Annotated in this window: 20 protein-coding genes and 1 pseudogene; 17 read left to right on the top strand and 4 right to left on the bottom strand. The window is 61.0% G+C overall.

The features are described 5' to 3' along the window. Positions 1-494 (top strand): annotated as a pseudogene (locus ACP7A2_RS21800) (translational GTPase TypA); the annotation flags it as partial. Between the two features lie 193 nt (positions 495-687). On the opposite strand, the gene ACP7A2_RS21795 reads toward ACP7A2_RS21800, so the two are convergent. Next, positions 688-1,122, bottom strand: coding sequence for a YkgJ family cysteine cluster protein (locus ACP7A2_RS21795; protein ID WP_426135907.1), 435 nt, complete (start codon positions 1,120-1,122; stop codon positions 688-690). A gap of 239 nt (positions 1,123-1,361) precedes the next feature. On the opposite strand from ACP7A2_RS21795, the gene ACP7A2_RS21790 reads away from it, so the two are divergent. From ACP7A2_RS21790 to ACP7A2_RS21775, 4 genes are all read left to right on the top strand, one after another. Then, positions 1,362-3,812: a glycogen/starch/alpha-glucan phosphorylase gene (locus tag ACP7A2_RS21790; protein ID WP_426135906.1), complete on the top strand. Its 2,451-nt coding sequence runs from the start codon at positions 1,362-1,364 to the stop codon at positions 3,810-3,812. Between the two features lie 200 nt (positions 3,813-4,012). Further along, complete coding sequence (locus ACP7A2_RS21785) at positions 4,013-7,096, top strand: DUF2339 domain-containing protein (protein WP_426135905.1); 3,084 nt, start codon at positions 4,013-4,015, stop codon at positions 7,094-7,096. Continuing rightward, on the top strand, positions 7,096-8,442 hold the full coding sequence (locus ACP7A2_RS21780) for a DUF3999 domain-containing protein (RefSeq protein ID WP_426135904.1): 1,347 nt from the start codon (positions 7,096-7,098) through the stop codon (positions 8,440-8,442). Before ACP7A2_RS21785 ends, ACP7A2_RS21780 begins: the two co-directional genes overlap by 1 nt. 96 nt (positions 8,443-8,538) lie before the next feature. Then, positions 8,539-9,549: a class 1 fructose-bisphosphatase gene (locus ACP7A2_RS21775; protein ID WP_003237460.1), complete on the top strand. Its 1,011-nt coding sequence runs from the start codon at positions 8,539-8,541 to the stop codon at positions 9,547-9,549. Between the two features lie 69 nt (positions 9,550-9,618). Here ACP7A2_RS21775 and ACP7A2_RS21770 read toward each other — a convergent pair whose 3' ends face one another. Next, positions 9,619-9,942 (bottom strand): type II toxin-antitoxin system RelE/ParE family toxin, encoded by a 324-nt coding sequence (locus tag ACP7A2_RS21770; RefSeq protein ID WP_426135903.1) that lies wholly within the window; start codon positions 9,940-9,942, stop codon positions 9,619-9,621. Beyond that, the gene (locus tag ACP7A2_RS21765; protein WP_426135902.1) at positions 9,939-10,211 is read right to left on the bottom strand and encodes a type II toxin-antitoxin system Phd/YefM family antitoxin; all 273 of its coding nucleotides are present in this window, start codon (positions 10,209-10,211) and stop codon (positions 9,939-9,941) included. The genes ACP7A2_RS21770 and ACP7A2_RS21765 overlap by 4 nt, the downstream gene beginning before the upstream one ends. A gap of 221 nt (positions 10,212-10,432) precedes the next feature. Between ACP7A2_RS21765 and ACP7A2_RS21760 the strand changes: the two genes are divergently transcribed. After that, the gene (locus tag ACP7A2_RS21760) at positions 10,433-10,687 is read left to right on the top strand and encodes a hypothetical protein (RefSeq protein WP_426135901.1); all 255 of its coding nucleotides are present in this window, start codon (positions 10,433-10,435) and stop codon (positions 10,685-10,687) included. A gap of 30 nt (positions 10,688-10,717) precedes the next feature. Next, on the top strand, positions 10,718-11,287 hold the full coding sequence (locus tag ACP7A2_RS21755) for a lipocalin family protein (RefSeq protein ID WP_426135900.1): 570 nt from the start codon (positions 10,718-10,720) through the stop codon (positions 11,285-11,287). Between the two features lie 130 nt (positions 11,288-11,417). On the opposite strand, the gene ACP7A2_RS21750 is transcribed toward ACP7A2_RS21755, so the two are convergent. After that, positions 11,418-12,782: a formimidoylglutamate deiminase gene (locus tag ACP7A2_RS21750; RefSeq protein WP_426135899.1), complete on the bottom strand. Its 1,365-nt coding sequence runs from the start codon at positions 12,780-12,782 to the stop codon at positions 11,418-11,420. A 147-nt stretch (positions 12,783-12,929) separates the two neighbouring features. Between ACP7A2_RS21750 and hutC the strand changes: the two genes are divergently transcribed. From hutC to ACP7A2_RS21700, 10 genes are all read left to right on the top strand, one after another. Next, positions 12,930-13,640, top strand: a complete 711-nt coding sequence (gene hutC, locus ACP7A2_RS21745; protein ID WP_348062226.1) for a histidine utilization repressor — start codon at positions 12,930-12,932, stop codon at positions 13,638-13,640. Then, positions 13,637-14,197, top strand: coding sequence for a HutD/Ves family protein (locus tag ACP7A2_RS21740; RefSeq protein ID WP_426135898.1), 561 nt, complete (start codon positions 13,637-13,639; stop codon positions 14,195-14,197). The genes hutC and ACP7A2_RS21740 overlap by 4 nt, the downstream gene beginning before the upstream one ends. Before the next feature lie 404 nt (positions 14,198-14,601). Continuing rightward, positions 14,602-16,272: a urocanate hydratase gene (gene hutU, locus ACP7A2_RS21735; protein WP_426135897.1), complete on the top strand. Its 1,671-nt coding sequence runs from the start codon at positions 14,602-14,604 to the stop codon at positions 16,270-16,272. A 100-nt stretch (positions 16,273-16,372) separates the two neighbouring features. Next, the gene (locus ACP7A2_RS21730; protein WP_426135896.1) at positions 16,373-17,821 is read left to right on the top strand and encodes a purine-cytosine permease family protein; all 1,449 of its coding nucleotides are present in this window, start codon (positions 16,373-16,375) and stop codon (positions 17,819-17,821) included. Between the two features lie 69 nt (positions 17,822-17,890). Further along, complete coding sequence (locus tag ACP7A2_RS21725; RefSeq protein ID WP_426135895.1) at positions 17,891-18,856, top strand: ABC transporter substrate-binding protein; 966 nt, start codon at positions 17,891-17,893, stop codon at positions 18,854-18,856. A gap of 71 nt (positions 18,857-18,927) precedes the next feature. Beyond that, a complete protein-coding gene (locus ACP7A2_RS21720) occupies positions 18,928-19,779 on the top strand; it encodes an ABC transporter permease (RefSeq protein ID WP_426135894.1) in 852 nt (283 codons plus the stop codon). Next, positions 19,776-20,600: a quaternary amine ABC transporter ATP-binding protein gene (locus ACP7A2_RS21715; RefSeq protein ID WP_426135893.1), complete on the top strand. Its 825-nt coding sequence runs from the start codon at positions 19,776-19,778 to the stop codon at positions 20,598-20,600. The genes ACP7A2_RS21720 and ACP7A2_RS21715 overlap by 4 nt, the downstream gene beginning before the upstream one ends. A 215-nt stretch (positions 20,601-20,815) precedes the next feature. After that, the gene (locus ACP7A2_RS21710; protein WP_426135892.1) at positions 20,816-22,339 is read left to right on the top strand and encodes an HAL/PAL/TAL family ammonia-lyase; all 1,524 of its coding nucleotides are present in this window, start codon (positions 20,816-20,818) and stop codon (positions 22,337-22,339) included. Between the two features lie 28 nt (positions 22,340-22,367). Next, positions 22,368-23,906, top strand: coding sequence for a histidine ammonia-lyase (gene hutH, locus ACP7A2_RS21705; protein WP_426135891.1), 1,539 nt, complete (start codon positions 22,368-22,370; stop codon positions 23,904-23,906). 161 nt (positions 23,907-24,067) lie between these two features. Further along, positions 24,068-25,477, top strand: coding sequence for an amino acid permease (locus tag ACP7A2_RS21700; RefSeq protein ID WP_426135890.1), 1,410 nt, complete (start codon positions 24,068-24,070; stop codon positions 25,475-25,477). Positions 25,478-25,482: the final 5 nt, after the last annotated feature.

Raw genomic sequence — 25,482 nt, 5'->3', positions numbered from 1 at the left:
TCCCTGCTCGTGGTCTGATCGGTTTCCGTAACCAGTTCCTGACCCTGACCAACGGTGCTGGCATCCTGACCTCGATCTTCGATCGCTACGACACCATGAAGTCCGGCGACATGTCCGGCCGTCAGAACGGTGTTCTGGTATCGGTAGAAACCGGCAAGGCGCTGACCTACTCCCTGGAAACCCTCCAGGCGCGTGGCAAGCTGTTCGTTGAACACGGTCAAGAGATCTACAACGGTCAGATCGTTGGTCTGAACAGCCGTGACAACGACATGGGCGTCAACCCAACCAAAGGCAAGAAGCTCGACAACATGCGTGCTTCGGGTAAAGACGAAACCATCGCTCTGGTTCCACCGGTGAAGTTCACCCTGGAACAAGCCCTGGAATTCATCCAGGACGACGAGCTGTGCGAAGTCACGCCTAAGTCGATCCGCCTGCGTAAGAAGATCCTGGACGAAGGCGAGCGTACCCGCGCTGCCAAGAAAGCCAAGAACTGAGTTAACTCAGGCTGAATGAAAAACGCCCCCGGTCGAAAGGCCGGGGGCGTTTTTTTATGTCTGCAGTTTGTGTGGTGTCTGGTCTGGCCCTATCGCAGGCAAGCCAGCTCCCACACTTGAATGTATTCACACATCAAAATGTGGGAGCTGGCTTGCCTGCGATGAGGCCCTCAAAAGCCTCACAAAATCCAGATCAGAACTTATCCAGCGTCCGAAACTTGGTCTCGCGCACCACTTCCTTGGGCTTATACGCGCAATACCCAGGCCGTGGCCCGATTTTCGGGTGGTTGCGGCAGGTATCCGGGCGCTTGTCATAAATAGTGCAGAAGCGCGTCTTACGATCCAGGTACAGGCAGTCGTTGTTACTCATGCGCTGCAGGGTAAAAATTTCGGATTTGGAATTGAAGCGCTCCACGATGCCTTCTTTCTGCAAACGCTTGGCGATGTTTTTCGCCGGGTCACCCAGCTCGAATTCATCGACGATGCCAATGCGGATCAGGTCCTTGATCTTCACTTCGACCGGCAGCGTGCAGCAGCTGGACACGCAGCCGCCGCACATGTGTGCGGAGTATTTCTGCCACGTTTCAAGACGGTCGAGTTCCGCGGCGGCGATCAGTTGAGGCTTCATCAGGGTTCCAAAAGGTGGGGCTGTATCTGGGCGCGCGATCATACCGGGATTGGTGGTTTTTTGAACAATATTTTGCGGATTTCAGCTCAAAGGCTGCGCAAGTGTGTGATCGGGCACGGCCCCTGCATCTAAATACGATAAACGTGAATGAGTTAAAAAACTGCCGAACCAGCGCGTCTACCGTCTGTCAGACCGACTAGGCTCTAGCAACTCCTTCAATCTCGCTCGAGGTCGCATTGATGTCTCAGGAACCGCTTGCACGAGAAGCAGAGGTAGCCGCATTTCGCGAGGCTGTCTTGACCAAACTCACTTACGCGGTGGGTAAAGACCCCGACCACGCCTTCGACCACGACTGGTTCGAAGCCATTGCCCTGGCTGCGCGCGACCAGATGGTCGACCACTGGATGAACCACACCCGACGCATCTACCGCAAAGGTCAGAAGCGGGTGTACTACCTGTCCCTCGAATTCCTTATCGGCCGTTTGCTCTACGACAGCCTGAGCAACCTCGGCGTGCTGGAGATCGCTCGCGACGCCTTGGCCGAGCTGGGTGTGGACCTTGAGCGCATCCGCCTGCTGGAGCCCGACGCGGCGCTCGGCAACGGTGGCTTGGGCCGTCTGGCGGCGTGCTTCATGGAAAGCATGTCGACCCTGGGCATTGCCGGTCACGGTTATGGCATTCGTTACGAGCACGGCTTGTTCCGCCAGGCGATTGTCGATGGCTGGCAACAGGAGCAAACCGAGCGCTGGCTGGATTTCGGCAACCCGTGGGAGTTCGAGCGGGCCGAAGTGATCTACCCGATCGGCTTTGGCGGCAGCGTTGAAACCCTGCCGGACACCTCCGGCAAGATGATTCAAGTGTGGACGCCCAACGAAACCGTGCGCGCCGTCGCTTACGACACCCCGGTCGTCGGCTGGCGCGGTGCCAGCGTCAACACCCTGCGCCTGTGGCGTGCACGGGCCGTGGAAGACCTGCACCTGGAGCGCTTCAACGCCGGTGACCACCTTGGCGCCGTTGCCGAAGTGGCCCGCGCCGAAAGTATTTCCCGTGTGCTTTACCCGGCCGACAGCACCGAGGCGGGGCAGGAGCTGCGCCTGCGCCAGGAATACTTCTTTGTCTCTGCTTCGCTGCAGGATTTGCTGCGCCGCCACAAGAACATGCACGGCTCAGTGCTGAGCCTGGGCGAACACGCCGCGATCCAGCTTAACGACACTCACCCGTCCATCGCCGTGGCCGAGTTGATGCGCCAGTTGGTGGACTTGCACGATATTCCGTGGGAAGCGGCATGGGACGTCACCGTCGAAACCCTCTCCTACACCAACCACACGCTGTTGCCCGAAGCATTGGAAACCTGGCCCGTCGGCTTGATGGAACGCATGCTGCCGCGGCACATGCAGATCATCTATCTGATCAACGCCCAGCACATCGATTCGCTGCGCGCCAAAGGCATCCACGATTTCGACGTACTGCGCGCCGTGTCGCTGATCGAAGAAGACAACGGCCGCCGCGTGCGCATGGGCAACCTGGCATTCCTGGGTTCCCACAGCGTCAACGGCGTGTCCGGGTTGCACACCCAACTGATGCGCAGCACCGTGTTCTCCGAACTGCACAAGCTCTACCCGGAGCGCATCAACAACAAAACCAACGGCATCACCTTCCGCCGCTGGCTGTACCAGGCCAACCCGCAACTCACCGAAATGCTCGTGGAGGCGCTGGGCCCGGACATTCTCGACACCATGGAAACCCGCCTCACGGAGCTGGAAACCTTCGCCGAGAAGCAATCCTTCCGCAAAGCCTTCGCCGAGCAACGCCTGCACAGCAAGCGTGCGCTGGCCGACATCATTCACGAGCGCCTGGGCATTTCGGTGAACCCGGCGGCGATGTTCGACGTGCAGGTCAAGCGTATCCACGAGTACAAGCGCCAACTGTTGAACCTGCTGCACACCGTGGCGCTGTACCAGGCGATCCGTGCCGAGCCGGGCACCGACTGGGTGCCTCGCGTGAAGATCTTCGCCGGCAAGGCGGCGGCCAGTTATCACCAGGCCAAGTTGATCATCAAGCTGACCAACGACATCGCCCGCACCGTCAACAACGACCCGACCGTGCGCGGTTTGCTCAAGGTGGTGTTCCTGCCCAACTACAACGTCAGCCTGGCGGAAAGCATTATTCCGGCGGCGGACTTGTCGGAGCAGATCTCCACCGCCGGCTTTGAGGCCTCGGGCACCAGTAACATGAAGTTCGGCCTCAACGGCGCGCTGACCATCGGCACCATGGACGGCGCCAACGTGGAAATGCACGAGCGCGTCGGCGCCGAGCACATGTTTATCTTCGGCCTCAGTGCGCAGCAGGTGGAAGCCCGCAAGCACGCCGGCGAGTTCAACGCCGGGCCGGACATTGCCGCGTCCCATCGTTTGAACGATGTGCTGCAAGCGATTCGTGGCGGGGTGTTCTCACCGGATGATCCGGGCCGTTATGTGGGCTTGATCGACGGGTTGATCGACTACGATCGCTTCCTGGTGTGTGCCGACTTCGACTCCTATTGGGACGCCCAGGCGGCGGTCGAGAAGCATTGGCACGACTCCAAGGCGTGGTGGCGTTCGGCGGTGTTGAATACAGCGCGGATGGGCTGGTTCAGCTCTGACCGCACCATCCGCGAATACGCCACCGAGATCTGGAAAGCCCTCGACTAACCACCGCAACACCAAAATAGTAGCGGGCTTGTGTGGGAGCTGGCTTGTCGAATCGTCGCACCGCTGCGATAGCATCACCTCGGTGTGACTGAAACTCCGAGGTGTCTGCATCGCGGGCAAGCCCGGCTCCCACACAAGCCTGCTACCACATTAGGTTCGCGTCGATATACTAGGCCTCGGTTTGCTTAGGGATATCGACCATGCAATGGATTTTCATGCTGATTGGCCTGGCGCTCGGCTGGACGCTCGATGAGTCGTTCACCGATGCCGGTTTCGGTGCGCTGTTGGGGTTGGGCATTGGCCAGGCGATTCGCCTGTCGATGCTGTCGACCAAAACAGAACAGCAGGCCCGCCAGTTGGAAACCACGCAGAAGGCGCTGATAGCCCTGGGTGAACGCCTGCGGCAGCTGGAAGTGCCCGCGACGACACACCACGTCATCGTCGAACCGCCTGTTTCTGAACCCACACCTGTTGCCAAGGCACCCGACCTCGTCTGGGAATTGCCGGCCGAACTGGCGCCCGTCGCCATGCACACCTCGCCCAGCCAGCCACTGCCGGTTGACGTTTGGGCTCCTGCTCCAACCCCGCGCCCAGCACAACCTGCCATTGCCCGTGGGCCGAATCTGATCGAGCGCGCCATCCATGGCGCGCGCAATTGGCTATTTGGCGGCAATACCGTGCTGCGCGTCGGCGTGGTGCTGTTGTTCCTCGGCCTGGCTTTCCTGCTGCGGTATGCCACCGAAGGCGTGGTAGTGCCGATCGAACTGCGTTATGCCGGTGTGGCCGCAGCGGCCATCGCCTTATTGGGCCTGGGCTGGTGGTTGCGCCTGCGTAACAGCCATTACGGCCTGATGCTGCAAGGCACCGGCATCGCGGTGTTGTACCTCACGGTGTTCGCCGCGATGCGTTTGCACCCGCTGATTGATCCGGGCGCGGCGCTGGGTTTACTGGTGGCCGTCACGGTGTTTTCGGCGATTCTGGCGATTACCCAGGATGCGCTCGGACTGGCCTGCGCGGCGGCCCTCGGTGGTTTTGCGGCGCCAATTCTCACCTCCACCGGCGCCGGCAACCATGTGGCGCTGTTCAGTTACTTCGCCTTGCTTAACGCCGGCATCCTCGCCATCGCCTGGTTCAAGGCCTGGCGCTTGCTCAACCTGATCGGTTTTGTCGGCACCTTCGGCATCGGCTTCGCCTGGGGCATGCGGTCCTACACGCCGGAGTTGTTGTGGAGTACCGAGCCGTTCCTGGTTCTGTTTTTCCTGATGTACCTGGCCATCGGTCTGTTGTTCGCCCGGCGCAAGTTGTTGGAGAGGGGTGACGCGCCTGAAGGCCGTGACGCGTTGCTGCGCTGGTCGGCGGCCAAGAGCGATTACGTCGACGGCAGCATGCTGTTCGGCCCGCCGTTGGTGGGTTTTGGCTTGCAGTTCGCGCTGGTGCAGCACCTTGAGTTTGCCGCGGCGTTCAGTGCGCTTGGCCTTGGCATTATCTACATGGGGCTGGCGCGACTGCTCAGCGGCGGCCGGGCTTTGTTGTTGGCCGAAACCTGCTTGGCGCTGGGCGTGATCTTTGCCAGCCTCGCGATTCCGTTAGGCCTCGACGCACGCTGGACCGCCGCCGCCTGGGCCGTGGAAGGCGCCGGGATTTTCTGGCTCGGCTTGCGTCAGCAGCGGCCCTTGGCGCGGGCGTTCGCTTTATTGCTGCAACTGGGTTCATTGCTCGCCTTCCTCGGCGAACTGCGCGACAGCCAGGACACGTTGCTGCAGGGGCCGCCATTGGGGGCGTTGTTGTTGGGCGCGGCGCTGTTGTTCAGCTTTTATCAACTCCACACCGCTGCGCCGGAACATACCCGGCGCTGGGAACGGCTGGGTGCGCCCTGGCTCGCCGTACTTGGCCTGGGCTGCGCTTACTTGCTGGCGCCGCTGTTATTTTCGACGCAAGGCAGCATCGTCAGTTGGGCCGTTGCTGGCCTGGCGACCCTGTGGGCGGGCCAGCGTATCGGCTCGCCAGCGGTTGTGCGTTGTGGTGTGGTTGGGCAGGTGCTGGGCGGCGTGCTCTTTGCGCTCGACCCAGTGGCCAACGCCTGGACGCCGCTGATCATTGCCTTGGCAGCCATGCTCGGCGCGTGGCGCTTGCCCCGTGGCCGGCTGTCTACAGGTTTGCTGGCTTGGGGCGTGGCCTGGTGGGCTTTGGCGGTGATCATTGAAGTGTGGCGCCTGGCGCCTGCGGCGTTGCACGCTCCGCTGTTGGTGCTGGCGGCTGCGCTGAGCGTGGTGATTTGGACGGCACTGGCACTGCGTTTGCGCTGGGTGGCTCTGGGTGTCGCCAGTACGTTGCTGATGCCAGCGGCGGGTCTCGTGTTGTGGGGTGCGTGGACTGAGTTTTACCACCCGGCGGCGCACTTTGGCTGGCTGGCCTGGCTGGCGGTATTCGTGGTGCATTTCATCTCGCTGCGCCGTTTGGCGGCGTTGGTCCCGGCCAAGGTGTTGGGCGTGGCGCACGTGTTGGGCTGCTGGATGTTGATCGGCGTGCTGGCGCTGGAGCTGCGTTACAGCCTGCTGTTGCTGTCGAGTGAATACAACGCATGGCGCTGGTTGGGTTGGGCGATTCTGCCAAGCCTGTATCTGGTGCTGGCCGCCGCGCCGCGCACCTGGCCGTGGCCGGTGTCGGCGTACCCGCGTGAATACCGCGTGTTGGCGGCCTTGCCGCTGGCGGTGCTGATGCTCGGCTGGTTCTGGCTGGCGAATATCTTCAGTGACGGCACGGCAGAACCGCTGCCCTATATGCCGCTGCTCAACCCGCTGGACCTGGGCTTGCTGTTCGCGCTGCTGGGCGTTTACCTGTGGTCGCGCAGCGTGGCGCCGGAGCGCGGGCCGCGTGCCGAGCTGATCGCTCAGGGCGTTACGGGTATCTCGCTGTTCGCATTTTTTACCGCGCTGGTGATGCGCACGGCTCACCACTGGGGCGGCGTGCCGTTCGACCTGGATGCGTTGCTGGCGTCGATGCTGGTGCAGGCGGGCCTGTCGATTGTGTGGACCCTGATCGCACTCGGCCTGATGATCGGCGGTCACCTGCGCCATCGTCGCGAAGTGTGGCTGATTGGCGCGGCGCTGATTGCGTTGGTGGTGGCCAAGCTGTTCTTTGTTGAGCTGAGCAACCGCGGCGGGCTGGCGCGGATCGTGTCGTTTATCGGCGTGGGCGCTCTGTTGCTGGTGGTGGGTTACTTTGCGCCACTGCCGCCCAAACGTGCCGAACCTGTGATTGAAACCGAAGGAGCGTCTTCTTGATGGGCAAGCTGAGTCTAAGCGGGTTGGCGGTGTGGCTGGTGTGTTCGGCGGCTTACGCCCAGAAAGGTCCGGCGGATTTCACCACGCACGTGCCGCTGACCGTGAGTGGCAGCGGCCCCTGGTATCGCCTGGAGCTGCCGTTGGCCGTGCAGTTGAGTGCGCGCCAGGCGGATCTCAGCGATGTGCGCGTGTTCAACGCGGCCGGCGAGCCACAGGCCTATGCGTTATCCCGCCAATCTGTGCAGCGCTCGGAGAGTCGTAACGTGGCGGATGTGAAATGGTTTGCGTTGTACGCCGCCGATACCCATGAGGCGTTGCCGGATGTGGTCATGAAGTCGACTGCCGAGGGCACGCTGCTGGAAGTGCGCCCCTCCAAATCGGGCAAGCAGGTGCTGCGCGGCTGGGTGTTGGACGCCAGCGCGATCAAGGCACCGTTGCAGCAACTGAGCCTGGATTGGAGCCGCGAGCGCGACGGCTTCCAGCGTTTCAGCATTGAAGCCAGCGATGACTTGCAGCACTGGGCATCCTGGGGCGATGGCCAGGTGGCGCGTCTGTCCTTCGCCGAGGAGCGGGTGGAGCAACACGACGTGAGTTTGCCGGGCCAATCGGCGCGCTACTTGCGCCTGGTGTGGCAGGGCCAGGAAGCGCCGCAACTGACCTCCGCCAAACTGACAAGCGCCACCACCAGCCGTTTGCCGGCGCCGTTGATGTGGTCGCAGCCGTTGGCGGGCACGCGGCTCAAGGCCGGGGAATACAGCTGGCAGTTGCCGACCGGGCTGAATGTCGAGCGTTTGCGCATCGACCTCAAGCAACCCAACACGCTGGCGCCGGTGACCTTTTCGGGCCGTCGTGAAGCCAGTCAAGCCTGGCAGCCGCTGAGCAATGGCTTGCTGTACCGCCTGACCCAGAACGGCCAGGACGTGGTGCAGGATGAATTGCAGTTGCCGGGCCAGACGGTGGCCGAACTCAAGTTGCAAGTGGACGAGCGCGGGGGTGGTTTGGGCGTCGACGCGCCAGCACTGCGGTTTGCCGTGCGTGCCACGCAGTTGGTGTTCCTGGCGCGGGGTGAGCCGCCGTTTACCCTGGCAGTGGGCAATGCGTCGGTGAAGGCGGCGAACCTGCCGCTGTCCACGCTGATCCCTGACGCCAGCTCCGAGCGTCTCAAAACCCTGGGCACAGCCGCCGTAGCGGGGGAGGTGGTGGTCAAGCCGCCCGCTGTTGCCGCGTCGCCCGCTGTCGGCACCGACTGGAAGAAGCTCGGCTTATGGGCCGTGCTCCTGCTGGGTGTGGCAGCACTGGGGGCGATGGCCTACAGTTTGTTGCGCAAGCCTGTGGCCAGACCGTGAACTCTATTGGGGTTAAATCCTCTGATTAGAGGAAATAACCCTCGACTCGCGTTAAACTGCGCGGGTTTTCAAGCCCCCCATTCTCCGGAGCCTTACATGTCCCGCGTTACCCTGAGTCGCTATTTGATCGAGCAGACCCGCAGCAACAACACGCCTGCCGATCTGCGCTTCCTTATCGAAGTGGTGGCGCGTGCTTGCAAGGAAATCAGCCACGCCGTCTCCAAAGGCGCATTGGGTGGTGTCCTGGGCAGCATGGGCACTGAAAACGTCCAAGGCGAAGTGCAGAAGAAGCTCGACGTGATCTCCAACGAGATCCTGCTCGAAGCCAACGAATGGGGCGGTCACCTGGCCGGCATGGCGTCCGAAGAAATGGACAATGCCTACCAGATCCCGGGCAAGTACCCTAAAGGCGCCTACCTGCTGGTGTTCGACCCACTGGACGGTTCGTCCAACATCGACATCAACGCACCGGTCGGCACCATCTTCTCGGTACTGCGTTGCCCGAACGAATACCTGAGCCAGAACGAAGCCTTGAACGAAAAGGCCTTCCTGCAGCCAGGCACCGAGCAGGTCGCTGCCGGTTACGCCATCTACGGCCCACAGACCATGCTGGTACTGACCCTGGGCGACGGCGTCAAAGGCTTCACCCTGGACCGCGAAATGGGCAGCTTCGTACTCACCCACGAAGACATCACCATTCCTGCGTCCACCCAGGAATTCGCGATCAACATGTCCAATCAGCGCCACTGGGAAGAGCCGGTGACCCGCTATGTCGGCGAGCTGATGGCTGGCGAAGAAGGCCCGTTGAAGAAGAACTTCAACATGCGCTGGGTCGCCGCGATGGTCGCTGACGTGCACCGCATCCTGACCCGTGGTGGCTTGTTCATGTACCCGCGCGACAGCCGCGAGCCGTCCAAGCCAGGCAAGCTGCGTTTGATGTACGAAGCCAACCCGATGTCGTTCCTGGTTGAGCAGGCGGGCGGTGCGTCCACCGACGGCCACCAGCGCATCCTCGACATCCAGCCCGAAGGCCTGCACCAGCGTGTGGCGGTGTTCCTGGGGTCGAAAGAAGAAGTTGAGCGTGTGACGGCTTATCACAAAAAGTAAGCCTTTTTCGTAACAACTTGGTCGTAACAAAAAGCCCCGAAGTGCTTATCGCATTTCGGGGCTTTTTGTTTATTGGATGAGATTTTTCAGCAGCAGCGCCTGCAGGTTTTTCCGAGTGTCTGCAATGATGTGGATGTAGATAATGGTGTCTCGGATTTCATAGATGATTCGGTTCATACCGCTGACAACTTGCCGATACTGGCTGAGGTTCAGCTTCTCGATTTCTTCCGGTATCGATCCCGCATAAGGCTGCGTTTCAAGGCGACGCATAGCTTGTTTCAAAGACTCATAGGTTTGTTGCCAGGTCGATGCAGAGAACTGCCGAATTAGATAAGACTTGAGATCTTTAAGGTCGTTTTTTGCCGAGTAGAGAATCACAACCCTGAATGTCATTGAGCGTCGTCCTTATCCAGTTCTGAGAACACATCCTCCATGTCCTGGAACTGCCCCAATTCGATCTGCCGGTTGCCCAAGGCTAAAAGCTTTAACAGCGCCATGGTCTCTGCCTGCTCTTCAAAGCTCCTCACGTCCATCACCACCAGCTTTGCTTCACCGTTTTGGGTGATCACCAGAGGCTCTCGGCTTTCAGTAAGTGTTTTGACAATTTCAGCGGTATGGCTTTTCAGATAGCTGATAGGTTTTATCTGGGATGAGAATTTCATGGATTAGCCCTCGCTCAACAATGCGACCGATTTTAGTCTTTATTCAGTCCTATAGAGAAGGTGGCCGACGAAAGGGGGGATATTTGGCTCTAAAAATGTGATGAAAAGAGGTTGTTTGCACAAAAAAGAAATACCACCCCCCATCGGGAACCAGACACCCCTTTTCCCTTCTAAGCTTCTGGCAGATACCCCAACTGCTTCGTCCCTCCAGGAGTTTTTCCATGTCGTTACGCCGTCTCGCCCTGCTGGCTTTTTGCGTGCTGTTGGCCGCTTGCAGCAAGGTCAATCAAGAAAACTACGCGAAGCTGTCGGCTGGCATGGACAAGGTCGATGTGGAGTCGTTGCTGGGTAAGCCAACCGATTGTTCCGGCGCGCTGGGTATGTCCAGTTGCACCTGGGGCGATAAAACCAGCTTTATCAGCGTGCAATACGCCGGTGACAAAGTTTTGATGTTTTCCGGGCAAGGCCTGAAGTAAACCGGGGCGCGAGCCTGCGGGAGAAGAAGAATGATGCGTTTTGTTTTGTTTCTTTGCGCCAGCCTGTTTTTGGCGGGCTGCGCCAGCCATTCTGGCGATGATCTGCAACCCAAGACCGTGAGCAACGTCAACCTCAAGCGTTACCAGGGCACCTGGTATGAGTTGGCTCGATTGCCGATGTACTTCCAGCGCAACTGCGCGCAGTCCGAAGCCCGTTACACACTGCTGCCTGATGGCGACATGTCGGTGTTCAACCGCTGCCTGACGACCGAATGGAAGTGGGAAGAAGCCAAGGGCACGGCCACGCCGCAAGTGCCGGGCAAGACCGACAAGCTCTGGGTGGAATTCAATAACTGGTTCACGGCGTTGCTGCCGGGCGTCGCCAAGGGCGATTACTGGGTGCTGTATGTCAGCGATGACTACAAGACCGCACTCGTGGGCAGCCCGAGCCGGCGCTACATGTGGATCCTGTCGCGCACGCCAACGGTGAATGCCGACACCCGCGAAGACCTGCTGAGCAGGGCGCGTCAGCAGGGGTATGACACCACGCGGTTGATCTGGCGTACGTCGGACAAGCAGATGGCGAAGACTTCGCAATAGCCTGAGCGTGTCGCCGATCAAAATGTGGGAGCGGGCTTGCTCGCGAATGCGGTGTATCAGTATCAGATGTTCTGACTGACACACCGCATTCGCGAGCAAGCCCGCTCCCACATGTGTTATGTGTTGCCTGTTAACCCAGCAGATCTCTCAATACTTGAGTAAACGCCCGGCTGCTGTCTTCCTCGCCGGCATGGTGCCCGTCCCGCACCACCCACTTGCCATTCACCAGTACATCGCGCACTTGCCGGTCGCCGCCTGCGAACAACCAGCGATTTAGAATCCCGTCCTCGCTTGCCGTTGCCAGGTACGGATCGTTGCCGTCCAGCACCAGCCAATCTGCGCGTTTACCCACTTCCAGCCGACCAATCGGCTGCCCCAATGCCTGAGCGCCGCCGTCCAGTGCGGCATCAAACAATGTGCGCCCGACCATCGGCTGATCATTTCGATACAACCGGTTGCGCCGCTGGTCACGCAGACGCTGGCCGTATTCCAGCCACCGCAATTCTTCCACCACGCTCAGTGACACATGGCTGTCGGAACCGATGCCCATGCGCCCGCCCTGGGCGAGAAAATCCACCGCCGGGAAAATTCCGTCGCCCAGGTTGGCTTCCGTGGTCAGGCACAAACCGGCAATCGCGCGGCTCTTGGCCATGCGCGCCACTTCATCGGCGTCGGCGTGCGTCGCGTGCACCAGGCACCAGCGCTCATTCACCTCAACATTGTCATACAGCCATTGCAGCGGACGCTTGCCGCTCCAGGCCAAACAATCATCGACTTCCTTTTGCTGCTCGGCGATATGGATATGCACCGGGCACGCCTTGTCGCTGGCCGCCAACACTTCATTGATCTGTTGCGGCGTCACCGCGCGCAGTGAGTGGAAACACAACCCCACCTGCTGCGCCTGTTGCGCAGCGAGGATGGGTTTGAGCTGCGCTTGCAGGTCCAGGTAGTGTTCAGTGCTGTTGATAAACCGGCGCTGGCCTTCGTTCGGTGCCTGGCCGCCAAACCCGGAGTGGGTGTACAGCACCGGCACCAGTGTCAGGCCGATTCCGCTGCTGGCCGCTGCCTGGCTGATCTGCCGCGACAGCTCGGTGCGGTCGGCATACGGCTGGCCGCTGACGTCATGGTGCACGTAGTGAAATTCGGCGACCGAGGTGTAACCCGCCTTGAGCATTTCGATATACAGCTGACGCGCGATGACTTGCAATTGCTCCGGGCTGATCTTGCCGACCATCCGGTACATCAAGTCGCGCCATGTCCAGAAGCTGTCATTCGGGTTGCCAGCCACTTCGGCCAAGCCCGCCATGGCGCGTTGGAACGCGTGGGAATGCAGGTTGGGCATGCCCGCCAGCAGCGGGCCTCTCAGCCGTTCGGCGCCGTCTGCACTGGCATTGGCCTCAACCTTTGTCAGTACGCCATCGGCGCTGACTTCAAGACGTACATCGTTGGCCCATCCATTAGGCAGCAGCGCGCGTTCAGCAAAGAAAGCGGACATGATCAAGGCACCCCGGTCGTGTGTTTATTTGTATATACATATACAGACGTTTGCCTGCTCGGTAAACTCCGGCAATCTATGCATCTTTTTCCCCTGCAAGGATTCCCTGTGCCGACTCCGCCTGCCAAGTCTTCGCTGGCTGCCCACATGGACGAAAGTCCGGCGCCCTTGTATGCCCGCGTCAAACAGATGATCAGCCAGCAGATCCTCAACGGCAACTGGCCGCCGCATTACCGCGTGCCGTCCGAAAGCGAGCTGGTCAGCCAACTGGGCTTCAGCCGCATGACTATCAACCGCGCCCTGCGCGAGCTGACTGCCGAAGGGTTGCTGGTGCGCATGCAAGGCGTGGGCACATTCGTCGCCGAGCCCAAGAGCCAGTCGGCGCTGTTTGAAGTGCACAACATTGCCGACGAGATCGCCTCGCGCGGCCACCGGCATACCTGCCAGGTCATCCACCTGTGCGAAGAGGCCGCCGGTTCCGAGCGTGCCGTTGCCCTGGAAATGCGCGAAGGCGGGCGGGTGTTTCACTCGTTGATCGTGCACTTTGAAAACGATATTCCGGTGCAAATCGAAGACCGCTTCGTCAACGCGCTGGTCGCCCCGGAATACCTGCAACAGGATTTCACCCTGCAAACCCCCTACGCGTATTTGAACCAGGTCGCGCCATTGACCGAAGGCGAGCACGTGGTTGAAGCGATCCTCGCCGATGCCGCCGAGTGCAAGCTGTTGCAGATCGAGCCGAGCGAGCCATGCCTGTTGATTCGCCGGCGTACCTGGTCTGGCCGCCAGCCGGTGACCGCCGCGCGATTGATCCACCCTGGTTCCCGTCACAGCCTGGAAGGACGTTTCAGTAAATGAGTGCAGTAACAGTCTGGCGCGCCACCGATTACGTGCGCATGCCGTGGAAAAACGGCGGCGGCAGCACCGAAGAAATTACCCGTGACGCTGGCGAAGGGCTGGATGGTTTTGGCTGGCGCCTGTCGATTGCCGACATCGCCGAGTCCGGCGGCTTCTCGACCTTTGCGGGCTACCAGCGCGTGATCACCGTGATCAAGGGCGCGGGCATGGTGTTGACGGTGGATGGCGAGGAGCAGCGCGGGTTGTTACCGCTGCAGCCGTTCGCGTTCAAGGGAGAGAGCGAGGTGTCGTGCCGCCTGATTACCGGGCCGATCCGCGACTTTAACCTGATCTATTCGCCAGAGCGTTACCACGCACGCTTGCAGTGGATGGATGGCGTGCAGCGGCTTTTCAGCACGGCTCACACGGTGATGGTGTTCAGCGTGGCGGATGAGGTGAAAGTGCTGGGCGAGACGCTTGGTCATCATGACTGCCTGCAAGTGGACGGTAACACTGGGCTGCTGGATCTCGCTGTAAGTGGCCGTTGCTGCATTATCGAACTGACCGCACGCGGTTAAAAAAATGTGGGAGCTGGCTTGCCTGCGATAGCGGTGTATCAACAGCAGATGTGCTGACTGACACACCGCTATCGCAGGCAAGCCAGCTCCCACATTTGTTTTCTGGTGATCATAAAATCTGTTTCCAGCCCTCGCACCAAATTGTTACCTAACGCCCCAGCGTGGCGCAAAGCCACGCTGCCGTGACAAGCTTCTTACGCCGCAAAACCCTTCCGACACAAATTTCATTGAGCCTGCAGGCCTTAATTTCAAAGGCCCGCGCACGCATTCCAAAAAAATCTCAACAGCTCCCGCAGAAAGTTGGCCGCTTGATTGCATATGCTTGTATGTACAAGTAGAGATGTGTGCGTAAGAGTCGTCTTCGCACCAACACAGCATGCGCATCGATTGCCGAGGAGTTTTTTGTGACCAAGCCTACTCAATACCGTGACGTAGAAATCCGCGCCGCCCACGGTACCAAGCTCACCGCCAAAAGCTGGCTGACTGAAGCGCCGTTGCGCATGTTGATGAATAACCTCGACCCTCAAGTGGCCGAGAACCCCAAAGAGCTGGTGGTGTACGGCGGCATCGGCCGTGCGGCGCGTAACTGGGAGTGCTACGACCAGATCGTCGAGAGCCTCACCCACCTGAACGACGACGAGACCCTGCTGGTGCAATCCGGCAAGCCGGTCGGCGTGTTCAAAACCCACAGCAATGCGCCGCGCGTACTGATCGCCAACTCCAACCTGGTGCCGCACTGGGCCAGCTGGGAACACTTTAACGAACTGGATGCCAAGGGCCTGGCCATGTATGGCCAGATGACCGCCGGCAGCTGGATCTACATCGGCAGCCAGGGCATCGTCCAGGGCACCTACGAAACCTTCGTCGAAGCCGGCCGTCAGCATTACAACAGCAACCTGACCGGCCGCTGGGTACTCACCGCCGGCCTCGGCGGCATGGGCGGCGCTCAGCCTCTGGCGGCAACCCTGGCCGGTGCCTGCTCGCTGAACATTGAATGCCAGCAAGTCAGTATCGATTTCCGCCTGGCCAGCCGTTACGTCGACGAACAAGCCACCGACCTCGACGACGCCCTGGCGCGCATCGCCAAGTACACCAAGGCAGGCAAGGCCATCTCCATCGCCTTGCTGGGTAACGCGGCAGAAATCCTGCCGGAACTGGTCAAGCGCGGCGTGCGCCCCGACATGGTCACCGACCAGACCAGCGCCCACGACCCGCTCAACGGCTACCTGCCCGCCGGCTGGAGCTGGGACGAATACCGCGCCCGCGCCAAAACCGAACCGGCCGAAGTGATCAAGGCTGCCAAGCAGTCGATGGCCGTGCACGTTCAGGCGATGCTGGACTTCCAGAAACAAGGCATTCCGACCTTCGACTACGGCAATAACATCCGCCAAATGGCGCAAGAAGTGGGTGTGGAAAACGCCTTCGACTTCCCGGGTTTCGTGCCGGCGTACATTCGCCCGCTGTTCTGCCGTGGCATCGGCCCGTTCCGTTGGGCTGCACTGTCGGGCGACCCGCAAGACATCTACAAGACCGACGCCAAAGTCAAAGAACTGATCCCGGACGACGCCCACCTGCACAACTGGCTGGACATGGCCCGCGAGCGCATCAGCTTCCAGGGCCTGCCGGCGCGTATCTGCTGGGTCGGCCTGGGCCAGCGCGCCAAGCTGGGCCTGGCCTTTAACGAAATGGTGCGCAGCGGCGAGCTGGCGGCACCGGTGGTGATCGGCCGTGACCACCTCGACTCCGGCTCGGTCGCCAGCCCGAACCGCGAAACCGAAGCGATGCAGGACGGCTCCGACGCCGTGTCCGACTGGCCACTGCTGAACGCCCTGCTTAACACCGCGAGCGGCGCGACCTGGGTCTCGTTGCACCACGGCGGCGGCGTGGGCATGGGCTTCTCACAGCACTCCGGCATGGTGATCGTATGTGACGGCACCGACGAAGCGGCCGAGCGCATTGCCCGCGTCCTGCACAACGACCCGGCCACCGGTGTGATGCGTCACGCAGATGCCGGCTACCAGATCGCTATCGATTGTGCCAAAGAGCAGGGCCTCAACCTCCCGATGATCAAGTAACGACGGGCTCTGGGAGCCAGTCTTGTGTGGGAGCAGGCAAGCCAGCTCCCACAGAAGAGCAATGTGTACAGGTAAACAATCCATCAGAGGTTGAACACTCATGGCTGCAAATGACACCACCCCGTTGATCGAAAGGCGTTCGATCGACTACATCCCGGAAGCGGAAAGACACGGTCGTCTGTTCAGCCAGTTCACTCTATGGATGGGTGCCAACCTGCAAATCACCGCGATTGTCACCGGGGCCCTGGCCGTGGTGCTGGGCGGTGATGTGTTCTGGTCGTTGATCGGTCTGTTGATCGGCCAACTGATTGGCGGTGGCGTGATGGCGTTGCACGCGGCGCAAGGGCCCAAGCTGGGCCTGCCGCAGATGATTTCCAGCCGGGTGCAGTTCGGCGTGTATGGCGCGGCGATTCCGATCGTGTTGGTGTGCCTGATGTACCTCGGTTTCACCGCCACCGGCACGGTGCTTTCCGGTCAGGCGCTGGGCCAGTTGTTCGGTGTCAGCGACAGCGTCGGTATTCTGATCTTCGCCAGTGTCATCGTGCTGGTCACGGTGCTCGGTTACCGGGTGATCCATTTTATCGGCCGCGTCGCCAGCGTCATTGGCGTGATCGCCTTTGTCTATCTGTTCAGTCGCCTAGTGAGCCAGACCGACATCGGCGCGCTTCTGCAAATCCGCCATTTCAGCTGGAGCAGTTTTCTGCTGGCGGTGTCGCTGGCGGCATCCTGGCAAATCGCTTTCGGTCCTTATGTGGCGGACTATTCGCGCTACCTGCCGAGCAAGACGTCTTCGGTGAAAACCTTCTTCGCCGCTGGCGCCGGTTCAGTGATGGGTGCGCAGGTGGCGATGGTCCTCGGTGTGTTTGCCGCGGCCATGTCCAACGGGCAGTTCGCCGGTCACGAAGTGGCCTACATCGTGGGCTTGGGCGGCACGGGCGCCACCGCTGCGCTGCTGTATTTCAGCATCGCGTTCGGCAAGGTGACCATCTCCACGCTGAACTCCTACGGCAGCTTCATGTGCATTGCGACCATCATCAGCGGCTTTCGTGGTCGCCTGGAGGTCACGCGCCTGCAGCGCCTGGTGTTCGTGCTCGTCATCGTCGGCACTGCGACCCTGATTGCATTGCTCGGGCAGCACTCGTTCCTCGGTGCATTCAAGTCATTCATCCTGTTCCTGCTGGCGTTCTTCACGCCCTGGAGCGCGATCAATCTGGTGGATTACTACTGCATCACTCGCGAGCGTTATGACGTGCCGGCGCTGGCCGATCCGAAGGGCCGCTACGGCCGTTGGAACCCGCTCGGCATCAGCGTCTATGTCTTCGGTGTGCTGGTGCAATTGCCGTTCATCTCCACCAAGTTCTACACCGGCCCCTTGGTGGCCGCACTGGGTGATGTGGATATTTCCTGGATCATCGGTCTGGTACTTCCCGCAGCCCTGTATTACGTGTGTGCCAAAAAATGGCACGGCGCGGTCCCTGAACACCTGATCCTGCCGGTAGAGCAGGGCGCTATACCCACAACGACAAACGGGCTGGCTGCACAGGCCTGATGGGACGTGGACAGGGCAGGATGCCTACTGACTGCCGTAATCCATTTCAAGATTGGGAGCGTCACAACAATGAACATGAATAAGACCCTGTTGGCCACGTTGTTCTCAGCCAGTGTGTTGGCAAGTGCTGGCGCCCAGGCGGCCGGCTGGTGCGAATCCGGCAAACCGGTGAAGTTTGCGGGCCTGAACTGGGAAAGCGGCATGTTGCTCACCGACATCCTGCAAACCGTGCTGGAAAAAGGCTACGACTGCAAAACCGACAGCCTGCCGGGCAACTCCATCACCATGGAAAACGCCTTGAGCAGCAACGACATCCAGGTGTTTGCCGAAGAGTGGGTGGGCCGCAGCGAAGTCTGGAACAAGGCCGAGAAGGCCGGCAAAGTTGTCGGCGTCGGCGCGCCAATCGTGGGTGCCATCGAAGGCTGGTACGTGCCGCGTTACGTGATCGAAGGCGACGCCAAGCGCAAGCTTGAACCCAAGGCCCCGGACCTTAAAAACATCGCTGACCTGGCCAAGTACGCCTCGGTGTTCAAGGACCCGGAAGAACCGTCCAAGGGCCGTTTCTACAACTGCCCGGCCGGCTGGACCTGCGAGCTGGACAACAGCGAAATGCTCAAGAGCTACGGCCTGGAAAGCACCTACACCAACTTCCGCCCAGGCACCGGCCCGGCGCTGGATGCGGCGGTGCTGTCGAGCTACAAGCGTGGCGAGCCGATCCTGTTCTACTACTGGTCGCCAACCCCGCTGATGGGCCAGGTCGACCTGGTCAAGCTGGAAGAAAAACCCGGTGTGGATAAAAGCGTAAGCATCAAGGTGGGCCTGTCCAAGGCCTTCCACGAGCAAGCGCCTGAACTGGTGGCGGTGCTTGAGAAGGTCAACCTGCCCATCGATCTGCTGAATCAGAACCTCGGTCGCATGGCCAAAGAGCGAATTGAGTCGCCAAAACTGGCGAAAATTTTCCTCAAGGAACATCCTGAGGTCTGGCACGCATGGGTGAGCGACGACGCAGCCAAGAAAATCGACGCGGCCTTGTAGGTTGAGCGTTCCCGGTTGTCTCAACCGACAACCGGGCGCCCGGCCACAACCCACTGGATCGAGAGCACGCTATGTTCCCTGAGAGTTTTACGTTTTCCATCGCCGACTGGGTCAACGGTTGGGTGGACTCATTGGTCACCAACTACGGCGACGTGTTCCGGCACATCTCCGACACCCTGCTATGGGCCATCGTCAACCTGGAAGGCATGCTGCGCGCGGCGCCCTGGTGGCTGATGCTGGCCATCGTCGGCGGCATTGCCTGGCACGCCACCCGCAAGCTGGTGACCACCGCGGTGATCGTCGGTTTGCTGTTCCTGGTGGGCGCCGTTGGCCTGTGGGACAAGCTGATGCAAACCCTGGCATTGATGATGGTCGCCACGGTGATCTCGGTGCTGATCGGCATTCCGCTGGGCATTCTGTCGGCACGCAGCAATCGCCTGCGTTCGGTGTTGATGCCGCTGCTCGACATCATGCAAACCATGCCCAGCTTCGTGTACCTGATCCCGGTGTTGATGTTGTTCGGCCTGGGCAAGGTGCCGGCGATTTTCGCCACGGTGATCTACGCCGCACCGCCGCTGATTCGCCTCACTGACCTGGGCATTCGCCAGGTCGACGGCGAAGTCATGGAAGCCATCAACGCCTTCGGCGCCAACCGCTGGCAGCAACTGTTCGGCGTGCAACTGCCGCTGGCTTTGCCGAGCATCATGGCCGGTATCAACCAGACCACCATGATGGCGCTGTCGATGGTGGTGATCGCCTCGATGATCGGCGCGCGTGGCCTGGGTGAAGACGTGCTTGTCGGCATCCAGACCCTCAACGTTGGCCGTGGCCTCGAAGCCGGGCTGGCGATTGTGATTCTTGCAGTGGTCATCGACCGCATTACCCAGGCCTATGGTCGTCCACGGCATGAGGCGAGCAAATGACTACTGTCAGCAAAATTGAAGTTAAAAACGTCTTCAAGATCTTCGGCAACCGTTCGAAGGACGCCTTGGCCATGATTGGCCAGGGCAAGACCAAGGACCAGGTGCTGGCCGAGACCGGCTGCGTGGTCGGCGTGAATGACTTGTCGCTGAGCATCGGCACCGGCGAGATTTTTGTGATCATGGGCCTGTCGGGTTCCGGCAAGTCCACGCTGGTGCGCCACTTCAACCGCCTGATCGACCCTACCAGCGGCGCGATCCTGGTGGACGGCGAAGACATCCTGCAACTGGACATGGAAGCCCTGCGCCAATTCCGTCGACACAAGATCAGCATGGTGTTCCAGAGCTTCGGCCTGTTGCCCCACAAGAGCGTGCTCGACAACGTCGCCTACGGCCTGAAAGTGCGCGGCGAAACCAAGCAGGTGTGCGCCGAGCGCGCGCTGCACTGGATCGAAACCGTGGGCCTCAAGGGCTACGAAAACAAATACCCGCACCAGCTCTCCGGCGGCATGCGCCAGCGTGTGGGTCTGGCCCGCGCACTGGCGGCTGACACCGACATCATCCTGATGGACGAAGCCTTCAGCGCCCTCGACCCGCTGATCCGCGCCGAGATGCAGGACCAGTTGCTCGAGCTGCAAAAGACCCTGCACAAAACCATCGTATTCATCACCCACGACCTCGACGAGGCCGTGCGCATCGGCAACCGCATAGCGATCCTCAAGGACGGCAAACTGATCCAGGTCGGCACGCCGCGCGAGATCCTGCATTCGCCGGCGGATGAGTATGTGGACCGGTTTGTTCAGCGACGGGCGGCGGTGGTCTGATCCGGGTGTTGTGGTGAGCCGGCTGGCCCTATCGCAGGCAAGCCAGCTCCCACATTTGATCGGGTTCACACCGTTCAACGGTGGGAGCCGGGCTTGCCCGCGATAGGGCCAGCAGCTTCACCACACTGGCCCTGTGTAAACCCGATCAACTGTGGGAGCGGGCTTGCTCGCGAAGAGGCCGGTAAGGCTGCACAAGAATTGAAGAAGGTACAAAGATGTCCCAGGCAGCAAAAATCATCATCGCCGACGCCCCGCTGCGCTGGCAGGACGTGGTCGCCGTCGCCCGACACGGCGCCGTACTCGAACTCTCGGGCCAGGCCTGGGCGCGTATCGACAATGCCCAGGCCATCGTGCAGCGCATCGTCGCCAGCGGCGAGCGCGCCTATGGCGTCAACACCGGCCTGGGCGCGCTGTGCAATGTATCGCTCAAGGGCGAGCAACTCAGCCAGCTGTCGCGCAACACCCTGTTGAGCCACGCCTGCGGCGTCGGCCCGGTGCTCAGCGACGAACAAACCCGCGCAATCATCTGCGCTGCCATCATCAACTACAGCCACGGCAAATCCGGCCTGCACCCGCAAGTGGTGCATTCGCTACTGGCGCTGCTCAACCACGGCATCACGCCGCAAGTGCCCTCCCAGGGGTCGGTGGGTTATCTGACCCATATGGCCCACGTCGGCGTGGCCTTGCTCGGCGTCGGCAACGTGAGCTACAAGGGTCAGGTCGTCCCGGCGCAACAAGCCTTGAGCGCAGAAGGTTTGCAGCCCGTGGTACTCGGCGCCAAGGACGGCCTGTGCCTGGTCAACGGCACGCCGTGCATGACCGGCCTGAGCTGCCTGGCCCTGGCCGACGCGCACCATTTGCTGCAATGGGCCGACGTGATCGGCGCCATGAGTTTCGAGGCCCAGCGCGGCCAGATCGACGCCTTCGACGAAGCCATCATTGCCCTCAAGCCGCACCCAGGCATGCAGCACGTCGGCATCAACCTGCGCGCCTTGCTCGACGGCAGCGAAGTGATCGCCAGCAGCAAAGGCCTTCGCACCCAGGACGCGCTGAGCCTGCGCTCGATCCCGCAGATCCACGGCGCGGCCCGCGATCAGGTTGAACATGCCACGCGCCAGATCGAGACCGAACTCAACAGCGCCACCGACAACCCGCTGCTGCTCGGCACCCCGGACAGCTATCGCGTGGTCTCCCAGGCCAACCCGCATGGTCAGTCGGTGGCACTGGCCGCCGACATGCTCGCCATTGCCATGGCCGAAATCGGCTCGGTGGCCGAGCGCCGCCTGGACCGCCTGATCAACCCGCATGTCAGCGGCTTGCCGGCCTTTCTGGTCAGCAACCCCGGGGTCAACTCCGGGATGATGATCGTGCAATACGTCGCCGCCTCCCTGTGCGGGCAAAACCGCCAGCTGGCGCAACCGGCGGTGCTCGACAACTTCGTTACCTCGGGCCTGCAGGAAGACCACCTGAGCATGGGCACCAATGCCGCGCTCAAGCTGCATCAACTGTTGGCCAACGTCACCCAGATTCTTGCCATCGAGTACCTGCTGGCGGCCCAGGCCTTCGAATTTTTGAAGGAGCAGCGCTTCGGCGCGGGCACCGACAGCGCCTGGCGTTTGCTGCGTGAACACATCCCGCCGTATGAACAGGACCGCTGGCTGGCGCCGGACATCGCGACCGCCGCGGCGCTGCTCCACGACACCGCTTTGCTGCACCGCGTATTACCCCATTTGCACTGACACTTTTTAAAGAACAATTCAAAGGAGCATGAATGTGACTGCGCTAACTCTGATTCCAGGCCAACTGAGCCTCGCCCAACTGCGGGCCATCTACCAGCAGCCGGTAACCCTCAGCCTGGATGACAGCGCCTCGGCGCAGATCGAAGCCAGTGTGGCCTGCGTGGAGCAGATTCTCGCCGAGAACCGCACCGCCTATGGCATCAACACCGGTTTCGGCCTGCTGGCCTCGACCCGCATCGCCAGTGAAGACCTGGAAAACCTCCAGCGTTCACTGGTGCTGTCCCATGCCGCGGGCGTCGGTGAGCCGATCAGCGATGCGCTGGTGCGGCTGGTCATGGTGCTCAAGGTCAACAGCCTGAGCCGTGGCTTCTCCGGGATCCGCCGCCAGGTGATCGACGCGCTGATCGCGCTGATCAACGCCGAGGTGTACCCGCACATTCCGTTGAAAGGTTCGGTCGGTGCTTCCGGTGACCTGGCGCCCTTGGCGCACATGTCGCTGGTACTGCTGGGCGAAGGCAAGGCCCGCTACAAGGGCGAATGGCTGGAAGCGACCGACGCGCTGAAAGTCGCTGGCCTGACGCCGCTGACCCTCGCCGCCAAAGAAGGCCTGGCGTTGCTCAACGGCACTCAGGTGTCCACCGCCTATGCCTTGCGTGGCCTGTTCGAAGGTGAAGACCTGTTCGCCGGCGCGCTGGCGTGCGGCGCCCTCACCGTGGAAGCGGTGCTGGGCTCGCGCTCGCCGTTCGACGCCCGCATTCATGCCGCGCGCGGTCAGCGAGGGCAGATCGATGCAGCGGCGGCCTACCGCGCCCTGCTCGGTGAAAGCAGCCAGGTGTCTCAGTCGCACGAGAACTGCGACAAGGTGCAAGACCCGTATTCCCTGCGTTGCCAGCCACAAGTCATGGGCGCCTGCCTGACCCAGTTCCGCCAGGCCGCCGAAGTGCTGGTGGTGGAGGCCAACGCCGTGTCGGATAACCCGCTGGTGTTTGCAGCCGAAGGCGACGTGATCTCCGGTGGCAACTTCCACGCGGAACCGGTGGCCATGGCCGCTGATAACATGGCGCTGGCGATTGCCGAGATTGGCTCCCTGAGCGAACGTCGTATCTCGCTGATGATGGACAAGCACATGTCGCAACTGCCGCCGTTTTTGGTGGGCAATGGCGGTGTGAACTCCGGCTTCATGATCGCCCAGGTGACGGCGGCGGCACTGGCCAGTGAGAACAAGGCACTGGCGCATCCACACAGCGTGGACAGCCTGCCGACCTCGGCGAACCAGGAAGACCACGTGTCCATGGCCCCGGCTGCGGGCAAGCGTTTGTGGGAAATGGCCGAGAACACCCGTGGTGTGTTGGCCGTTGAATGGTTGGCCGCGTGCCAGGGCCTGGACCTGCGCGACGGTTTGAAGACCTCGCCGGTGCTTGAAAAAGCCCGCGCGATCCTGCGCGAAAAAGTGGCGTTCTATGAGAAAGACCGCTTCTTCGCACCCGACATCAACGCCGCCAGCGAACTGCTCGCCAGCCGCTGCCTGAATGAGCTGGTGCCGGCCAAGTTGCTTCCAAGCCTCTAAGGCTGACGCAGATCCAGTGTGGGAGCTGGCTTGCCTGCGATAGCTATCTGTCAGTTGAAACATGTGTGACTGATACACCGCCATCGCAGGCAAGCCAGCTCCCACATTTGATCTTCAGCGGATTCAAGTTCTCTCAGGATAAAAATAATTAGGGACGAGAAATGCACACGCAAGAAAAGGGTTTGAAACGCGGGCTAAACGCCCGACATATTCGCTTCATGGCACTGGGGTCGGCAATCGGCACCGGGCTTTTCTACGGCTCCGCCTCCGCCATCCAAATGGCCGGCCCCGCCGTGCTGCTGGCCTACCTGATCGGTGGCGCCGCCGTGTTCATGGTGATGCGCGCCCTCGGTGAAATGGCGGTGCACAACCCGGTGTCCGGCTCCTTCGGCCAGTACGCCAGCACCTACCTGGGCCCCATGGCCGGGTTTATCCTGGGCTGGACCTACGCCTTTGAAATGATCATCGTCTGCCTCGCCGACGTAACGGCTTTCGGCATCTACATGGGCTTCTGGTTTCCCGAGGTCGCGCGCTGGATCTGGGTGCTCGGCATCGTGTTTTTGATCGGCGGCCTGAACCTGTGCAACGTCAAAGTGTTTGGCGAGATGGAGTTCTGGCTGTCGTTGCTTAAGGTCAGCGCCATCGTGGCGATGATCCTCGGCGGTTTCGGCATCATGCTGTTCGGTATCCACTCGGCCGGTGAAACCCAGGCCAGCGGTATCAGCAACCTGTGGGCCCACGGCGGCTTCATGCCCAACGGCATTGGCGGCTTGATCGCCTCGTTTGCCGTGGTGATGTTTGCCTTCGGCGGTATCGAGATCATCGGCATCACCGCCGGTGAAGCCAAAGACCCGCAACGCGTGATCCCCAAAGCGATCAACGCCGTGCCGCTGCGCATCCTGTTGTTCTACGTGCTGACCCTGTTCGTGCTGATGGCGATCTACCCATGGCCGCAGATCGGCAGCCAGGGCAGCCCGTTCGTGCAAATCTTCAGCATCCTGGGCATCGGCTCGGCGGCGACCATCCTCAATATCGTGGTGATCTCTGCGGCGGTCTCGGCCATCAACAGCGACATCTTCGGCGCTGGCCGCATGATGTACGGCCTGGCCCAGCAAGGGCAGGCGCCCAAGGGTTTTGCCCAGCTGTCGAAACACGGCGTGCCGTGGATGACCGTGGTGGTGATGGGCGCGGCGCTGCTCGGCGGCGTGGTGCTGAACTACCTGATTCCGGAAAACGTATTCCTGGTGATTGCTTCGATCGCCACCTTCGCCACCGTGTGGGTGTGGCTGATGATTCTGTTCACCCAGGTCGCCATGCGCCGCTCAATGACAAAGGAGCAGGTGGCCGAGCTGAAATTCCCGGTTCCGTTCTGGCCGTATGCGCCTGCAGCGGCCATCGTTTTTATGCTGTTCGTGTTTGGCGTGCTGGGTTATTTCCCGGATACCCAGGCGGCCTTGCTGGTCGGCGCTGTATGGATCGTGCTGCTGGTCGTTGCCTACCTGCTGTGGGTCAAACCCGCCGCCGGGCAAGCGGCCAGGGTCCATTACGACCCGGCTTTGTCTCATCGATAACTTAG

This window comes from Pseudomonas sp. PWP3-1b2, assembly GCF_049896045.1.
Classification (GTDB): domain Bacteria; phylum Pseudomonadota; class Gammaproteobacteria; order Pseudomonadales; family Pseudomonadaceae; genus Aquipseudomonas; species Aquipseudomonas antarctica_B.
Note: the sequence above shows the minus strand (reverse complement) of the source record. Positions and strands in the feature narration are given on the sequence as shown.

Bases quoted from the DNA above. Each gene is read 5' to 3' on its own strand.
- ACP7A2_RS21740 (WP_426135898.1), top strand. From the start codon at position 13,637: ATGAGTGCAGTAACAGTCTGGCGCGCCACCGATTACGTGCGCATGCCG.
- ACP7A2_RS21720 (WP_426135894.1), top strand. From the start codon at position 18,928: ATGTTCCCTGAGAGTTTTACGTTTTCCATCGCCGACTGGGTCAACGGT.
- ACP7A2_RS21730 (WP_426135896.1), top strand. From the start codon at position 16,373: ATGGCTGCAAATGACACCACCCCGTTGATCGAAAGGCGTTCGATCGAC.
- ACP7A2_RS21785 (WP_426135905.1), top strand. From the start codon at position 4,013: ATGCAATGGATTTTCATGCTGATTGGCCTGGCGCTCGGCTGGACGCTC.
- ACP7A2_RS21710 (WP_426135892.1), top strand. From the start codon at position 20,816: ATGTCCCAGGCAGCAAAAATCATCATCGCCGACGCCCCGCTGCGCTGG.
- ACP7A2_RS21790 (WP_426135906.1), top strand. From the start codon at position 1,362: ATGTCTCAGGAACCGCTTGCACGAGAAGCAGAGGTAGCCGCATTTCGC.
- ACP7A2_RS21775 (WP_003237460.1), top strand. From the start codon at position 8,539: ATGTCCCGCGTTACCCTGAGTCGCTATTTGATCGAGCAGACCCGCAGC.
- ACP7A2_RS21700 (WP_426135890.1), top strand. From the start codon at position 24,068: ATGCACACGCAAGAAAAGGGTTTGAAACGCGGGCTAAACGCCCGACAT.
- ACP7A2_RS21770 (WP_426135903.1), bottom strand. From the start codon at position 9,942: ATGACATTCAGGGTTGTGATTCTCTACTCGGCAAAAAACGACCTTAAA.
- ACP7A2_RS21780 (WP_426135904.1), top strand. From the start codon at position 7,096: ATGGGCAAGCTGAGTCTAAGCGGGTTGGCGGTGTGGCTGGTGTGTTCG.
- ACP7A2_RS21715 (WP_426135893.1), top strand. From the start codon at position 19,776: ATGACTACTGTCAGCAAAATTGAAGTTAAAAACGTCTTCAAGATCTTC.
- ACP7A2_RS21765 (WP_426135902.1), bottom strand. From the start codon at position 10,211: ATGAAATTCTCATCCCAGATAAAACCTATCAGCTATCTGAAAAGCCAT.
- ACP7A2_RS21760 (WP_426135901.1), top strand. From the start codon at position 10,433: ATGTCGTTACGCCGTCTCGCCCTGCTGGCTTTTTGCGTGCTGTTGGCC.
- ACP7A2_RS21725 (WP_426135895.1), top strand. From the start codon at position 17,891: ATGAACATGAATAAGACCCTGTTGGCCACGTTGTTCTCAGCCAGTGTG.
- hutC (WP_348062226.1), top strand. From the start codon at position 12,930: ATGGACGAAAGTCCGGCGCCCTTGTATGCCCGCGTCAAACAGATGATC.
- ACP7A2_RS21755 (WP_426135900.1), top strand. From the start codon at position 10,718: ATGATGCGTTTTGTTTTGTTTCTTTGCGCCAGCCTGTTTTTGGCGGGC.
- ACP7A2_RS21795 (WP_426135907.1), bottom strand. From the start codon at position 1,122: ATGAAGCCTCAACTGATCGCCGCCGCGGAACTCGACCGTCTTGAAACG.
- ACP7A2_RS21750 (WP_426135899.1), bottom strand. From the start codon at position 12,782: ATGTCCGCTTTCTTTGCTGAACGCGCGCTGCTGCCTAATGGATGGGCC.
- hutH (WP_426135891.1), top strand. From the start codon at position 22,368: ATGAATGTGACTGCGCTAACTCTGATTCCAGGCCAACTGAGCCTCGCC.